Origin of the sequence: Mesorhizobium loti R88b, assembly GCF_013170845.1 — a bacterium.
In the GTDB taxonomy this organism is placed as follows: domain Bacteria; phylum Pseudomonadota; class Alphaproteobacteria; order Rhizobiales; family Rhizobiaceae; genus Mesorhizobium; species Mesorhizobium loti_B.
The window spans coordinates 3,351,084-3,366,208 of the sequence record NZ_CP033367.1 but is presented as its reverse complement, the minus strand read 5'-3'; the positions used below and the strand labels follow the sequence as shown (position 1 = coordinate 3,366,208).

Here is a 15,125-nt window from a genome sequence, read left to right as displayed (position 1 = left end):
CAGCCGCACCTTGCCGCCGCGCCTTGCAACACGGCGACAAATTTGCTGTTGGCCCTGCCCTACCGGCTCAAATCGAGCGCCGCACTCAGATCGCCCATCGGCGGCTCGCCGTTGACGGCCAGCGCCTTGTCGCGGGCGACGATGCCTGAAAGTACCGGCAGATCGTAGCGCGCGGTGATGAAGCGCAGGATCGACGTCGTGTCGTATTGCGTGTGGTCGACCGTGCCCATCTTCGCATAGGGCGAGATGATGAAGGCCGGGATGCGGTTGCCCGGGCCCCAGCGGTCGGCCTTGGGCGGCGCGACATGATCCCAGAAGCCGCCATTCTCATCATAGGTGACGACGACCAGCATGTGGCCCCATTGCGGGCTCTTCTCCAGATGCGCAACGAGATCGGCCAGATGCTGGTCGCCCGATGTCACATCGGCATAGCCCGAGTGCTCGTTGAGATTGCCTTGCGGCTTGTAGAAGCTGACGGCCGGCAGCTTGCCGTCGTCGATAGCCTTGATGAACTCGGTGCCATCCAGGCCACCGTCCCTGAGATGTTCGGTCCGCGCGGCTGTACCTGGCGCGTAAGCCGCGAAATAGTTGAACGGCTGGTGGTGGAACTGGAAGTTCGGCACCGGCGTCGCGTTCTTGCCGTCGAGCGTGGCCTGCCAGGCGCCGGCGTACCAGGCCCAGTCGATCCCCTTCAGGGACAAGAGGTCGCCGATGGTGATGTCATGCTGCGGCGGCAGCGTGCTTGCCACGGACGGATCGGCCAGCGCCTTGTCGCCGCCCTCGGCCGGCTTGTTGTTGCTCGGCTGATAGGGCGGCTGCATGGTGTTGACGGCGTAGAAATCGGGCGTGATGGCGCCGTCATTGACGAATTTCGGCGCGCCGCCAAGGGCCGAGGCCGGCGAATTGTCGGCCACCTTCAGCGTCTTGCCATCGGCCTCGACGACGGCGATCTGCCCCTTCACCGGGCTGGTGTCGGCGTGCGGATAGACCGGCGCGCAGGCGCAGGCGAGCTGGAAATGGTTGAGGAAGGAGCCGCCGAAGGCGCCCTGGAAGAAATTGTCGGCCAAGACGTATTTCTTCGCCACCGCCCACATCGGCAGGCCGGAGCCATCATAGTGGCCCATGACGAGACCGCCGGAATCGGCCCAGGCGACGAACTTGTCGTTCTTGCCCGCATCGATCTGCATCTGCTCCTGGTAGAAGCGATGCCAGAGGTCGCGCGTGACGACCGATGTCTTCTCGTTGAAGCCGCTGGCATCGTCGATGGCGAAGCTGGCATTGGCGAGATGCGCCGACTGCGCCTCGGTCACCGGTGGCGTCACCCCCTTGGCGGTCAGCCCGCCCCAGGCCGGCGGCAGTTCGGTGAGGGGCTTGCCGTCACGGTCGAGCTGGCGCGCCTGGTCGGCCGAGACATTGGCCAGCCCATTGGCGCCGGGAAAGCCGCCATAGAGATTATCGAAGCTGCGGTTCTCGGCATAGAGGACGACGACGGTGTCGATCTTGTCGTAGCCGGGAGGGGCGGCATGGGCCGCGTTGGCGAACGATGCCAAGGCCGTGGAGGCAAGGCAGAGCGAGAGAAAGGACCTGGTCATGGGAAGACGCCTCGTGGCTGGAGGAACTTTTGGACGCTAGGACTGGTGCTTGTCAGCTTTGTGACATCTCGGCGGATGCGTGTGGATAGCAGGAAATGTCGGCGGGACAGAGGGGGCGCGACGGATCACGACCTATCCGAACGAGCAGTCGAGACGCACGGTCATCAATTCGTAGCAAACCCAGTCCCACATTGGCGGAACAGAAACGGACCAGCCGACATGCCAGCAGCACAATGGAAAAAACGCGCCATCGCGGCATCGATGCTGGCCATCGCCGCGATCTCCTCTGCCACGACAGTCAGCGCCGGAACCGGCACCGTCCACCCCGGCCCGCTATCGCGCGCCGACGCCTTCGCCCGCGCCCAGGCACTCACCGCGCTTGGCAAAAAAATGTTCTTCGACCCGGCGCTGTCGGCCTCGGGCAGGCAGGCCTGTTCATCCTGCCATGATCCGCATCATGCCTTCGGCCCGGCCTCGGCGCCGGTCGAAATGGGCGGGCCGAACGTCGATCAGCCGGGCGTGCGCGCCGTTCCCTCGCTGCGCTATCTCCAGGCCGCACCCGCCTTCACCGAGCATTTCTACGATTCCGACGACGAGGGTGACGAGAGCGTCGACAATGGCCCGACCGGCGGCCTGACCTGGGACGGCCGCGCCGACCACGGCAGGGACCAGGCGAAGATCCCGCTACTCTCGCCCTTCGAGATGGCCAACAAGGATGAGGCCGCCGTCACATCAGCCTTGCGCAAGTCAGCCTATGCCGGTGAGTTCAAGGCAACCTTCGGCGGCGACGTCTTCGACCATCCCCGCGATGCCTTCGACGCAGCAGCCGAGGCACTCGGCACCTTCGAGCAGAGTGCCGCCGACTTCTATCCTTATTCCAGCCGCTACGACGCCTTCCTCGCCGGCAAGGCTGAGCTCACGACGCAGGAAATGCGCGGCCGTGCGCTGTTCGAGGACGAGACCAAGGGCAATTGCGCCAGCTGTCATCTGAGTGAACCGGCCAATGACGGCGAGCCGCCGCAATTCACCGATTTCGGCCTGATCGCCATCGCCGTGCCGCGCAACGCTTCCATCCCGGCCAATGCCGATCCCGCCTATATCGATCTCGGCCTGTGCGGCCCGCTGCGCACCGATTTTCGTGGCCGGTCCGAATATTGCGGCCTGTTCAAGACGCCGACGCTGCGCAATGTCGCGCTGCGCAAGAGCTTCTTCCACAATGGCACCTTCCACACGCTGCGCGACGCGGTCGCCTTCTACGCCACCCGCGATACGGATCCAGGCCATTGGTACCCCAGAAATGCCGACGGCACCGTCAGAAAATATGACGATCTGCCAAAGGCTTACTGGCCGAACTTGAATCAGGATCCGCCCTTCAATGGCAAAAAGCCCGGCGACAGGCCGGCGCTCAACGACGCCGAGATCGACGACATCGTCGCCTTTCTCGGCACGCTCACCGATGCCGACCAGCAGGCAGCGCCAGCGAACTGAGCCGCCTTGCCCGGTTTGGCCTGGCCGCCCGCGAAAAATTGGGGTCTCGACCCTGCCGGATTCGATGCGCGGCAACACTCGAAAGCTGTAAAGAAAGACCTATTCCATTAGCCCTTCCTAAACCGCAATGCGGTATCCCTTGCCACCCGAGGGTTGGATACCGATGAACACATTCAGGCGAGCCGCCGGATTTGTTATAATCCTGTTGACCGGCGCGGTGATGCTGGTGGCGCTGCGCATCGACAGCCAGCGCGACTACGCGCTGGCCAGGCAACGCTATATCGAAAACTCCCAGGCGGCGGCCAGGACGACAGCCAAAACGGTGGAAGACGCCTTGCGGGCCGTCTACGAGAATGTGCGCACGCTGAGCTACCTGCCAAGCGTCCGCAACCTCGACCGGCATGGCACGAACCTTGGCGATGAGGGCCGCGCGACGATCCAGCAGATCTACAACAACCTCGCCAACAACGTCTCGATTTCCGAGGTCTACTTCCTGCCGCTGGATTTCGACCCGGACCGCTTCGATGCCGAAACCGGCAAGCTCGAGGAGCCGATCCTCCAGTTCGACCAGCTGATCGTCAATGCCAAGGCGAGATCCGATGCCGCCGGCGGCGCCAAGCACGCAAAGCTCGATGAGGATGCGCTGACCCGCCCGCCGGAAGAGGTCGAAACCTATGAATACCATGAGCTGGCCAAGCAGCTTACCTGGCTGAAGGCGAACTATCCCAATTCAAGCGACATCGACGGGCTCAACGTGCCGATCATCGGCACCAAGGAGCTCATCACCTGCGACAACACCGATTTCATTCATACCGGCAATGATGCCGATCGCTCCGGCTTCATCCTCTCGGTTCCGGTGTTCGGCCAGGACGGCAGCCTGCGCGGCTCCGTCTCGGCGATCATGCTCACCTCGGCGCTGCGCAAACTCTTGCCGAGCACCGACTACGTCATCGCCAATTCGGGCTACGGCTTCGAATCCGACCAGCACAAGATGTCGACGGCGCTCGCGGCCGATTCCCGTGCCTTCACGGCGGCCGACCCCAACCTGATCTATTCCGAAGTCATCCCGCTCTCGCTCAACGATCCCAGAAGCGCATGGCGTCTTTGGGCTGGTTTTCCCAACAGCCGGTTCGACGCCAACATGGACGCCCAGTCCGTGCGGGAATTCGAGTTGGCCGGCTATGCGGCGGTCGCCGTGGTCACGCTGCTGGCGCTGGCCTGCTGGTATGCGATCGGGCGCGCAATGATGATGCAGGCGAATGCCGCCGAGACGTTGGAACTGCGGGTCGAGGAACGCACCGCCGAGATCCAACACCTCGCCACGCATGACATTCTCACCGGCCTGCCCAACCGGGGCCTCCTGGCCGACACCATGGACGAAGCGCTGAGAAGCCTCAGGGATGGCGAGAAGCTGGCGGTCCATTGCGTCGACCTCGACCGTTTCAAGCCGGTCAATGACACGCTTGGCCATCCGGTCGGCGACGAGCTTCTCGGGGCGGTGGCGAAGCGGTTGAAACAGCATGCCGGCGAAACCGCCATGGTGGCGCGAATAGGCGGCGACGAGTTCGTCATCCTTCAGCTCCTGCTCGACGGCAACGACGAGGCCGGCGTGCTGGCAAGCCGCGTCATTCATGCCCTGTCCGACGAATTCTCCATCCAGGGCCACAAGATCAACATCGGCGGCAGCATCGGGATCGCCGTCTTCCCCGACGACGGGCAACGTTCGGAAACCCTTATCCGCAATGCCGACCTTGCTCTGTACAAGGCCAAGATGGAGGGTCGTGGCACCTGCAGGTCGTTCGAGCCGGGAATGGATGCAAGGCTGCAGGAGCGGCGCCTGCTGGAATCCGAACTGGCTCTCGGCGTGACCAGAGAGCAGTTCGTTCTGCACTATCAACCGCTGCATGATGCCAAGACCTCCAAACTCACCGGCTTCGAAGCGCTGGTGCGATGGAACCATCCGCGCCTCGGTCTGCTGCAGCCGTCGGAGTTCATCCAGTTGGCCGAGGAAACGTCTGTCATCGATGCGCTTGGCGAGTGGATCCTGCGGCGTGCCTGCGCCGACGCCGCGAAATGGCCCCTGCACGTCAAGGTCGCGGTCAATCTCTCGCCGGCCCAGTTCAAGCAGCAGGGACTATCGCTTCAGGTTGCTTCGGCGCTCGCGGCTTCCGGCCTGCTTCCGTCGCGGCTCGAACTGGAGATCACCGAGTCGGTGCTGCTGGCGAACAACGAAAACACGGTGAGAACGCTGCACAGCCTGCGCGACCTCGGCATCTCCATAGCCATGGACGATTTCGGCACTGGCTATTCGTCGCTAAGCTATCTCAGGTCGTTCCCGTTCAACCGCATCAAGATCGACCGCAGCTTCGTCAGCCTGATGTGCGAGAGCAGCGAAAGCAGGGCGATCGTCAAGGCCGTCGCCGAACTCGGCACCACGCTCGGCATGACGACGACTGCCGAAGGCGTCGAGACCGAAGACCAGTATCGCCTGGTCCGGGAGAATGGCTGCACGGATGTGCAGGGCTGGTTGTTTGGCCGCCCAATGCCGGTCTCCGAGCTTCATACGCTTTTCGAACAGCCAGAGGCCTTGACCGCATAGGCAGCGTGGAGCGCTAGCCGGCTATTACTGCGCGTCCGCGTTCGCCCTCAACTCCGCCGGCTTCTCGGCGACCTGTCGACTTGAGCACAGGAGCTTCAGCCAGCACGATCATCCGGCTGCCTTTCGAGCCCATTGCCAGAACGGATCGTCCGAAAAGGCTGCATCCATATTCGCCACGCACGTGACGATCTCGGAAGCAGTCCTTGGCACAGTCACATGAAAAGTGGATTCGACCCAATGCCTGAACTCGACGGGCGCGCGGTAAGGAATAGCGTGCTCATCCCCGCGATGCTCATTTGTGTAGGCGTCCTCAGGCGTCAGTGTGAAGACTTCGGGCCAGCAGATTTCTTCGTAGCCGATGGCTAGCAAGCGCAAGAAATCGACGGCATTGTCCGCCAGCACACAGGACAAGGTCGATCCTGATCCGGATCCCAGATGCACGAAGCGCTGCACGCCGTTGTCGTCCATCCAGATTCCGGCCTGCGACCCCTCGCCACCTGTAACGATGAAGGGCGCAACTCGTCCCGTCGCCGAAGCATCGTCATTGCCAAGCCAAGCTCTCATCAGGTCAGGATCGACGACGGTAAAATGGGTACGACTTATTCCCTGTCTTTGCTCCACCGTCGCCGGGTACAGCGAAGCAAAGCGAATGGAGTGGTTTCGAACAAAGCCGTTTTCCTCCATCCACTGAAGTGCCATCTGCAATTCTTCCGGCATTCGCAGAAGTGAGGGAAACGTACGCTCGACCTCACTCAGAAAGCTCGTCACGCCATGCCTCCGATGCCTGCTATCAACTGAGTCTCACAAATGCTGCCAGATGACCTTTAGAGGCGAGCCCATGGCTTGCTCGATCGTCCGCAATTGCTCGCTGGCCAGGGAGGCCACACCGGGATTCACCACGGTCAGCGCGCAGACCCCGAACGCCGCCGGCCAGACATAGCGCAAATCGTTCAGCGAGGTGGCCTTGTGACAACATGGCGTGGTGACCGAAAGGTTTTCGAAGCGTGACCCGGCGGCCTGATCCATTGCCTCGCCCCACCAGTCCTCCAGATCGCTGCCGCAGAACGAGCAATGGATGCTTTCCGTGTTGGCTCCGGCGTCGAAGAACGTCACGCCTTCCTCGTATTCGACGGCGACATGCTCGGTCAGCGGGAACAATCCGCGCGCAATCTTCACGGCTGCCGTGGCAGCCGCTTCGTCGGGATGCCAGTGTGCGTCAGTCGGAACCAGGCGCAGAAAAGTGTCAGACATGGTCCCTCCTCTCTATGGGCCAAGGATGACCGTTCGAAGCATATCGCGCAATGGTCGAACGCCGCAGCCGGGTCCGACCACCGCTTGATATCAGTGCCCGCCGAGATGCGGCACCTGCCTGCCTCACAGCGCCCGGATAACACCCCCATCGACACGGATGTTCTGCCCGGTGATATAGCCAGCGCCTTCCGAAGCCAGGAAAGCAATCGTCGCCGCCACTTCCTCGCTCGTGCCGTAGCGCTGCATCGGCACGTTGTCGCGGCGCTCTTCGGTCGCCGGCAAGCTGTCGATCCAGCCGGGCAGCACATTGTTCATGCGCACATTGTCGGCGGCATAAGTGTTGGCGAAGATCTTGGTGTAGGCGGCAAGGCCGGCGCGGAACACGGCCGAGGTCGGGAACATCGCGTTCGGCTCGGCGACCCAGGCGGTCGAGATGTTGATGATGGCGCCGCCTTTCTGCTTGACCATCTGCGGCGCCACGATGCGCACCGGCCTGACGACGTTGAGCAGGTAGACATCCATGCCGGTGTGCCATTGCTCGTCCGTGATGTCGAGAATCGGCGCGCGCGGCCCGTGGCCGCCGCTGTTGACCAACACGTCGATGCGGCCCCACTTTTCGAGCGTCAGGTCGACGAGCCGCTGCAGGTCCTCGTTCGACTGGTTGGAGCCGGTGACGCCGAGCCCGCCCAACTCCTTGGCCAGCGCCTCGCCCTTGCCCGACGAGGACAGGATGGCGACCTTGAAGCCATCCGCCGCCAGCCGCTTTGCTGCCGCCGCACCCATGCCGCTGCCACCGGCCACGACAACGGCTACTTTTTCTACACTCATCGGATTTTCCTCTCGGGGTTGGCAGGCACCGCAAGCGGTGTTTTCGGGATTTGAGCAGTGATATAGCTGGTTTTTCCGTTGGGTTCGAACCAGAATGCCTGAAATCAACCAGTAGAAAAACTCCTGCATGCCCGAAGCGTTCCTGAGCCTGCCGCCGCTGAATGCGCTGCGCGCCTTCGAGGCCTCGGCGCGCCATCTCAACTTCCGCATCGCCGCCGAGGAGCTGAACGTCACGCAAGGGGCGGTCGCCCAGCACATTCGCGGGCTGGAGGCCCATCTCGGCACAAAACTGTTCGAGCGTCTGTCGCGCGGCCTGGCGTTGACCGATGAAGGCCGAGCCTATGTGCCCAACATCCGCCGCGCCTTCGACCTGATCTCGGAGGCGACCCTGCTGCTGCGCCCCGAGCCGGCACGGCTGACGATCAGCGTGACGCCGAGCTTCGCCACCAAATGGCTGATCCCCAGGCTGCAGGATTTCGTGGCGCACAATCCACTTGTCGACCTGCGCGTGCTGGCCAGCGAGAGCCTGTCGAGTTTCCAGGCCGACGGCGTCGACATCGCGGTCAGGCAAGGCCGCCCGCCCTTCGGCGCCGGCCTGATGGTCGACCTGCTGTTTCCCCAGCAGATCATCGCCATCTGCAGCCCGGCCCTGCTGCCGGTCGGCACGACCGAAATCGCCGCGGCCGAAATCCAGCATCACGTCCTGCTGCACGATGCGCACAATCTGTGGCCGGAATTCATGGAAAAGGCGGTCGGCCTGAAGATGACGACGGAGCTCAAACGCATGCGCTTCAACCAGACCAGCCTCGCCATCGACGCCGCCATCGCCGGCCAGGGCATCGCGCTGGCCAGCCGCTTCCTCGTCGCCGCCGACCTCGCCGCCGGCCGCCTGGTCCAGCCGGTCAGCGGCGAAATCCGCGGCACGCAGGATTTTTATGTCGTGATGCCGAGAAAACAACGCCATCCCGAGCCGACGCAAGCCGTGCGGCAATGGCTGCTCAATGCGGGGGAAAGGGCGTCAGTCTAGACCGGCAGCAACGCCTCGTTGCCCTGCCGGCCATTTCTCCCCGTGGAACGAAGAAATGGCCGCGCAAACGACCGAGGGAAGTCGCGCAGTTTGACTGGATACGAAATCATTTTTACGACTGTTGGATGCAGTCGAATCCCTCCCCAAAAATCATCGTCATCGGCGGCGGCATTGCCGGCCTTTCCCTGGCCGCGGCCTTGCGCGACTGGGCTGATGTCACCGTCATCGAGCGCGAGCCGCATCTCGGCTACCACGCCAGTGGCCGCTCCGCCGCCTTGTTCACCGAGACCTATGGCAACCGGCTGGTGCGCGCGCTGACGCTGGCCAGCCGGCAGCAAATCGTCGAGGGCGGGTTTGTCGCTCATCGGCGCGGCGCGCTGCATGTCGGCTGGCGCGGCGACGACGCGGCAAAAGACCGGCTGGCCGGCGAATTGCAGGCGCTGGTGCCCAGTGTGCGCCGCCTGTCGGCGGCCGAGTTGCACGCGCTGGTTCCGGTCATTGCCGCTGAAGCCACCTGCGGCGGCGTGTATGAGCCGGACGCGGTGGATATCGACACGGGCAAGATGCTGGCGGCCAGCGCCTCGGCGCTGAAGGCCAGCGGCGGCATGATCCGCGCCAGTGAGGAGGTCCGCGCGATCGCCCGTACCGAAAACGGCTTCCGTGTCACCACCAGTGCCGGCGCCCATCAGGCCGACATCGTCGTCAATGCCGCGGGCGCCTGGGTCGATGTCGTCGCCGGCATGGCGGGGCTCTCCGGCCTCGGCTTCCAGCCGAAACGGCGCACCGCCTTCCTGTTCGATCCGCCCGCCGGGACCGACATTGCCGGCTGGCCGCTGGTGGTCGATTTGCACGAACAGTTCTACTTCAAGCCGGATGCCGGCAGGCTGATCGGCTCGCTCGCCGACGAGACCGATTCCGAGCCTTGCGACGCATATCCCGAAGACATCGATGTCGCCATCGCCGTCGACCGCATCGAGCAGGCGACGTCGATGCGCATCGGCCGTCCCTCGACGCCGTGGGCGGGCCTGCGCACCTTCGCGCCCGACCGCACGCCGGTCGCCGGCTTCGACCCGCGCCTGCCCGGTTTCTTCTGGCTCGGCGGCCAGGGCGGCTACGGTTTTCAGGTCTCGCTGACACTGGCACGTCTCAGCGCGGCGTTGATGCGCGGCGAGCCCCAGCCCGGCGATGTCACGGCACTCGGCGTCACCGCCGCGGCACTGGCGCCCGACCGCTTCCTGGCCCTGGCGGCAACGCCATGAAGTTCACGCCCCATCCTTCGGCGCCGCTCGTGCCGCGCTCGTGACGGCAAGGCGCGGCGCCAGCGACGGGGAATTTCGTCACGCTCGGCGCCTCGCTCGTACTCGGCATTTGGGCGTGCCGGCAAAGCTGCTGGCGCTGCCGGTGATCGCACTCCTGGAGCTGCTGCTGCGGCTTTCCGCGCCGGAGGCGGAAACCAGGTAGGCAGTCGACCAGTTCTGGCTCGCCGGAATCCTCGTGCAGCTAGCCCTAGCGCCGCGCGGGTCTCGGCGGGATGGGAAGGATCGATCGCCCTTTGCGATGCTTCTTTAACGCGTTATAGAAGTTGTTTGGGATGCAGACGAAGGCGAGATGACCGTGACGCGAAGGACATGCTTACTGTGCCTTATCCTATTCGCGATCCGCTTTAGCTCCATCGTATTTCTCGCGATTAGCGGCCTTGGACAATCGGGCTATGCAGAAACCCTTTCGCCAGTTTTCAATCTCTTCGTCGTAGCCTGTATACTTCTTTTCCCCGTCAGCATTGTTAGCCTGATGCTCAGTTTGGCATTTCCGCTTTTTGCCAATTCTTCTGTTTATCGATCTCAAATCAGAGGAAATCCGATATTGTTCCTTATCTGGCGCGATTTGCTGGTGAAGTACGAGCTATTGGATTGAAATTTCTCGTGGATCGGGACCGAGCGACAGGGCACGAGGCACTGGTGCCCGGCAACCACCTTAGTCGCCACCAGCCCTCAATCTTCGTCCGTCCAGATCAGGCGCAGCAGCCGCAGCAGCGTTGCCCGCTCCTTTTTCGTCAACCGCTGCAGGAACCGGTCCTCGTGCCTGCGAACCTGTCGCCGCCAGCTCGGCATGGCCTCTCTTGCAGCCTGCGTCAGCGTCAGCACCCGCACACGCTTGTCCTCGGCATGGTCGTCGCGCTCGACCAGCCCGCGCTCTTCCAGCTCGGCAAGCAGCGGCGCCATGTTGGCGCTCTTCATGCCAAGCAGGCGGCAGAGTTCGGCGGCGCGGATGCCGGGCTTCTCGTCGATCAGCGCCAGCATGCCGTAGGTCACCGGGCGCAGCGCCGCATCCGCCAGCTCGACCGCGAAATCGTTGAGCGCAAAGGCTGAGGCGCGCCTCAGATTGTAGCCGATCTGCGCGTCGAGCGCGTCCTCAGTCATCGCACCTCGCGCGGCAGCACCAGCGTGAACCTTTGTATCATCCATGTTGCATACCGATCGCCGCGATCACCCCCTCTTGTCAAGCGAAAAAGACTATGCGACATAGCAATCACGATAGCTATGCACCATAGCGATTTCACCAACACCAATACGGAACGGGAGGACGCCGACCATGACCGAAGAGACCGTTGCCTTCGATGTCGAGAACGGCATCGCCTGGGTGCGCTTCAACCGGCCCGACAAGCGCAATTGCATGAACCCGGCGCTCAACCGGCGCATGATGGAGGTTCTCGACGAGCTCGAGTTCCGCGACGATGTCGGCGTGCTGGTGCTGTCGGGCGAAGGCAGCGCCTGGTCGGCGGGCATGGACCTCAAGGAGTATTTTCGTGAGACCGAAGCCAAGGGGCTCGGCGCCATCCGCAAGGCGCAGTCGGAGGCCTATGGCTGGTGGCGGCGCCTGCGCTGGTACGGCAAGCCGACCATCGCCATGGTCAATGGCTGGTGCTTTGGCGGCGGCTATGGCCCGCTCTTCGCTTGCGACCTCGCTTTCGCCGCCGACGAGGCGCAGTTTGCTTTGTCCGAGATCAACTGGGGCATCCTGCCCGGCGGCGGCGCCACCAAGGTGGTGGTCGACCTCCTGTCGATGCGGGACGCCATGTACCACGCGCTGACCGGCGAACTCATCGACGGCAGGAAGGCCGCCGCCTGGAAGCTGGTCAATGAAAGCTTGCCGCTGGCGGAGTTGAACGCGCGCGTCACCGAGGTCGCCAACATCCTTTTGAAGAAGAATCCGATTGCGCTGAAGGCGACCAAGGACGCCATCCGGCGCGTCGCCGAGATGACCTACGACAATGCCGAGGACTATCTGGTGCGGGCGCAGGAGGCGGCAAATTTCCACGACAATTCCGGCCGCAAGGAAGGCATCCGCCAGTTCATCGACGAAAAGAGCTACAAGCCCGGTCTCGGCGCTTACGACAAGGCAAGGTGACGCGAGCCACCGACGCAATCTGGGAGGAGATGCGAATGCCGGACTGGACAACACCTGATCCCGTGGCCCTGCACGCCGGCGCGCAGCCGGATCGTGTTGCTTGTGTCGATCTGGCATCCGGTCGGCGCTGGACCTATCGCGCCTTCGACGAGGCCATCCAGCGCGCCGTGGGCGTTCTCGAAAGCGGTCACGGCGTCGAACCGGGACAGCCGATCGCCACGCTTGCCCGCAACAGCGCCGATCTGCTGATCCTGCAGCAGGCCGCGATGCGGCTCGGCGCCATATTCGTGCCCCTCAACTGGCGGCTCGCCGCCGCCGAACAGCAGGCGATCCTCGAGGACTGCGACCCGGTGTTGCTGCTGCATGACGCCGCCCTCGACCTGGCGCTGACCAGGCGCTGCATCCCTGTCGAAGTCGCCAGTTTCGCGAAAGCGGTTGAGGCGCAGGCACCGGCACCGCGTCGTCCCCTGCCCGCCGGCGATGCGCCCTCGATCATCCTCTACACATCGGGCACGTCGGGCCGGCCGAAAGGCGTCATCGTCACGGAGTGCAATGCCTTCGCCACGGCGGTCAATTTCGGCGTGCTGGGCCGGGTCGGCAATGCCAGCATCTTCCTCTGCGACGCACCGATGTTCCATGTCATCGGCCTCATCACCAACCTGCGTCCGCCGCTGCTTCAGGGCGGCACGGTGCTGATCTCGCCCGGGTTCGATGCCGGCGCCACCAATCGCCGCCTCGCCGATCCCGCACTTGGCGTCACCCACTATTTCTGCGTGCCGCAAATGGCCAGGATGCTGCGCGAGCACCCCGATTTTGCCCCTGCGCGCTGGACCTCGCTCACCGCCATCTTCACCGGCGGCGCGCCAAACCCGGCCATGGATATCAGATGGTGGCTGGCGCAGGGCGTCCGCATGGTCGACGGCTTCGGCATGACGGAGGCCGGCACCGTGCTTGGCATGCCGGTCGAGGCCGATCGGATCGCGGGCAAGGCCGGCTCGGCCGGCCTGCCGGCACCGATGATCGGTCTGCGCATCGTCGATGAGGACGGCCGCGACGTCGCGGCCGGCGAGCCAGGTGAGATATGGCTGTCCGGTCCCTCGGTCACATCAGGCTACTGGAACCGGCCGGAAGAGACGGAGCGGGCCTTCACCGCCGATGGCTGGTTCCGCACCGGCGACATCGCGCGGCAGGATGGAGAAGGCTTCGTCACCCTCGTCGACCGTCGCAAGGACATGTTCATCTCCGGTGGCGAGAATGTCTATCCGGCCGAAATCGAGACAGCGCTGCTCGATCATCCCGACATCACCGAGGCAGCCGTGATCGGCATCGCCGACGAGCGCTGGGGCGAAGTCGGGCGCGCCTTCGTCGTGGTGAAACCCGGTTGCGTTGTCGATCCGGCTGATCTGGCAAGCCATTGCTGCGCCCGCATCGCCCGCTACAAGGTGCCAAAGGAGTTCCTGCTCACCGATGCGCTGCCGCGCACCGCCTCCGGCAAGATCCAGAAACACATCCTTCGCACATGGACAGCACCAGCCGGCGGGCAGGACTGAGCGTTCAGCCGGCCGACCGGAAGATAGCGACGGCCGCGGCAACGATTTCCGCATTGTCCTTCGCCACTGTTCCATCAGCCAGCGTCTTGCCGTCTTCCAGCCCGACGCGCGTCGACCAGCGCTTTTGCTGCGCCAACTCCACGAACGGCCAAACGGTGGCATCGACGCCATGCAGAAGGATCGGCCGCCGCCCTCCGGCGCGTTCGAGCACGGCTTCGATGCCGTGCGCCTCGTCGAGTGCGGTGGACAAATCCTGGATGTCGATCTCGATCAGGATGCGTAGAACCCGGTCGTGGTCGGCAAGCGCCACGAAGCGCTCGGCGTCGGCGATCGTGGCAAGCCCGGCCTCGATGCCGACGCCACGCTGGCGCAGCAGCTCCATCACGGCGGCCGCGTCGGCCTCCGACAGATTGACCGAGGCATAGTCGGGCAGTTCACGCCAGCCGGTGATCGCCGCACGGGTCCGCGCGACGTCGCTCTCGATCCAGGCGCCGGTCGAGACACCGACGAGCGTGCCCGGGCAGACCTGGCGCACGGCAAGCACGGTTCCGTCGACAGCAGCCAGGCTTTCACGCCCGTCGGCGCCGCGCGGATGGATGTGCAGTTCGGCCGCACCAGCCGCCACGCAGGCGGCCGCATCGCTGGCCATTGCCTGGGCCGTGAGCGGCAGCCTTGGGTGGAAATCGCGCGGACGCGCGCCATTGATGCAGGCCTGGACGATCATGATCCCTCTCCTCGACTTATGGCTGAATCTAGCTGCCGCACGCACTGCGGCAAGGTTCGGGCAAAACATTGCTGACAAGTCTATGGCGGAGAGGCCATGGATTGCAGCCGCCGGCGGCATCCAGCGACTGCATTCATGAAGCAGTGATGGCGTCATCCCGAATCAGTGCCGCGAATGGCACTGATTCGCCGATGATTCGGTCAGACAACGTTTTCGCCGATTGCGCTGCTTTAGATAATTTACGCTATTAAAGTATAAAAACGATATTGCTGCAATGCCATATTCTAAATTAGCGCAACAGGAGATAATCAGAACACATATGTACACTCTTTTAGAATCAAGTATTAAGATTATGCAAGATTTCTAAAATAAAATGAGACCTGTTTCTTCTTGTGGCTCATTTGTCCACATGTTATTTTTCAACATAGTTAAAAATAGGAAGAATACTATTGGCTTGATCCTGCAACAGGAAGGGGCAACGCATGCCTTGGCGGATTCGTTCGTGCCATTCCAATCGGGTTGCTCTGCTTCTGGGTGTTTCAAGTCTCGCAATAGCCATCGCATCAGCCGCAGGGCCGGCATTGGCAGCCGATTCGACCTGGACCGGCGCCGGCCTCGGCAGCTGGAACAATCCCTTGAGCTGGACGGCCGGCGTTCC

General features: G+C 63.4%; 12 protein-coding genes. 6 read left to right on the top strand and 6 right to left on the bottom strand.

Features of this window, described 5'->3' with window-relative positions; translation table 11 throughout:
• Window positions 1-59: 59 nt before the first annotated feature.
• Entirely contained in the window at window positions 60-1,592 is a 1,533-nt protein-coding gene (locus EB235_RS16405) for an acid phosphatase (protein WP_027029969.1), read from the bottom strand.
• 261 nt (window positions 1,593-1,853) lie between these two features.
• Here EB235_RS16405 and EB235_RS16400 point away from each other — a divergent pair, with 261 nt between their 5' ends.
• Both EB235_RS16400 and EB235_RS16395 read left to right on the top strand, forming a co-directional pair.
• Window positions 1,854-3,080: a cytochrome-c peroxidase gene (locus EB235_RS16400; RefSeq protein WP_432431170.1), complete on the top strand. Its 1,227-nt coding sequence runs from the start codon at window positions 1,854-1,856 to the stop codon at window positions 3,078-3,080.
• Between the two features lie 163 nt (window positions 3,081-3,243).
• Window positions 3,244-5,679 (top strand): putative bifunctional diguanylate cyclase/phosphodiesterase, encoded by a 2,436-nt coding sequence (locus tag EB235_RS16395; protein ID WP_027029971.1) that lies wholly within the window; start codon window positions 3,244-3,246, stop codon window positions 5,677-5,679.
• A gap of 108 nt (window positions 5,680-5,787) precedes the next feature.
• Here EB235_RS16395 and EB235_RS16390 read toward each other — a convergent pair whose 3' ends face one another.
• The 3 genes from EB235_RS16390 to EB235_RS16380 all read right to left on the bottom strand — a co-directional run bounded on the left by EB235_RS16390 (window position 5,788) and on the right by EB235_RS16380 (window position 7,758).
• Entirely contained in the window at window positions 5,788-6,447 is a 660-nt protein-coding gene (locus EB235_RS16390) for a hypothetical protein (protein ID WP_155256335.1), read from the bottom strand.
• A gap of 33 nt (window positions 6,448-6,480) precedes the next feature.
• A complete protein-coding gene (locus EB235_RS16385; protein ID WP_027029972.1) occupies window positions 6,481-6,930 on the bottom strand; it encodes a hypothetical protein in 450 nt (149 codons plus the stop codon).
• Between the two features lie 123 nt (window positions 6,931-7,053).
• The gene (locus EB235_RS16380; RefSeq protein WP_027029973.1) at window positions 7,054-7,758 is read right to left on the bottom strand and encodes an SDR family oxidoreductase; all 705 of its coding nucleotides are present in this window, start codon (window positions 7,756-7,758) and stop codon (window positions 7,054-7,056) included.
• A gap of 127 nt (window positions 7,759-7,885) precedes the next feature.
• Here EB235_RS16380 and gcvA point away from each other — a divergent pair, with 127 nt between their 5' ends.
• Both gcvA and EB235_RS16370 read left to right on the top strand, forming a co-directional pair.
• A complete protein-coding gene (gene gcvA, locus EB235_RS16375; RefSeq protein WP_027029974.1) occupies window positions 7,886-8,785 on the top strand; it encodes a transcriptional regulator GcvA in 900 nt (299 codons plus the stop codon).
• Window positions 8,786-8,910: 125 nt separating this feature from the next.
• Window positions 8,911-10,044 (top strand): NAD(P)/FAD-dependent oxidoreductase, encoded by a 1,134-nt coding sequence (locus EB235_RS16370; RefSeq protein ID WP_027029975.1) that lies wholly within the window; start codon window positions 8,911-8,913, stop codon window positions 10,042-10,044.
• Window positions 10,045-10,776: 732 nt separating this feature from the next.
• Here EB235_RS16370 and EB235_RS16365 read toward each other — a convergent pair.
• A complete protein-coding gene (locus EB235_RS16365) occupies window positions 10,777-11,205 on the bottom strand; it encodes a MarR family winged helix-turn-helix transcriptional regulator (protein ID WP_155256337.1) in 429 nt (142 codons plus the stop codon).
• A 172-nt stretch (window positions 11,206-11,377) separates the two neighbouring features.
• Here EB235_RS16365 and EB235_RS16360 point away from each other — a divergent pair, with 172 nt between their 5' ends.
• Window positions 11,378-12,193 carry a p-hydroxycinnamoyl CoA hydratase/lyase gene (locus tag EB235_RS16360; RefSeq protein ID WP_027029977.1) on the top strand — a complete coding sequence of 272 codons (816 nt, stop codon included), beginning with the start codon at window positions 11,378-11,380 and terminating at the stop codon, window positions 12,191-12,193.
• A gap of 29 nt (window positions 12,194-12,222) precedes the next feature.
• Window positions 12,223-13,743, top strand: coding sequence for an AMP-binding protein (locus tag EB235_RS16355; protein WP_080680771.1), 1,521 nt, complete (start codon window positions 12,223-12,225; stop codon window positions 13,741-13,743).
• Between the two features lie 4 nt (window positions 13,744-13,747).
• Here EB235_RS16355 and EB235_RS16350 read toward each other — a convergent pair whose 3' ends face one another.
• On the bottom strand, window positions 13,748-14,467 hold the full coding sequence (locus tag EB235_RS16350; RefSeq protein WP_027029979.1) for a 3-keto-5-aminohexanoate cleavage protein: 720 nt from the start codon (window positions 14,465-14,467) through the stop codon (window positions 13,748-13,750).
• Window positions 14,468-15,125: the final 658 nt, after the last annotated feature.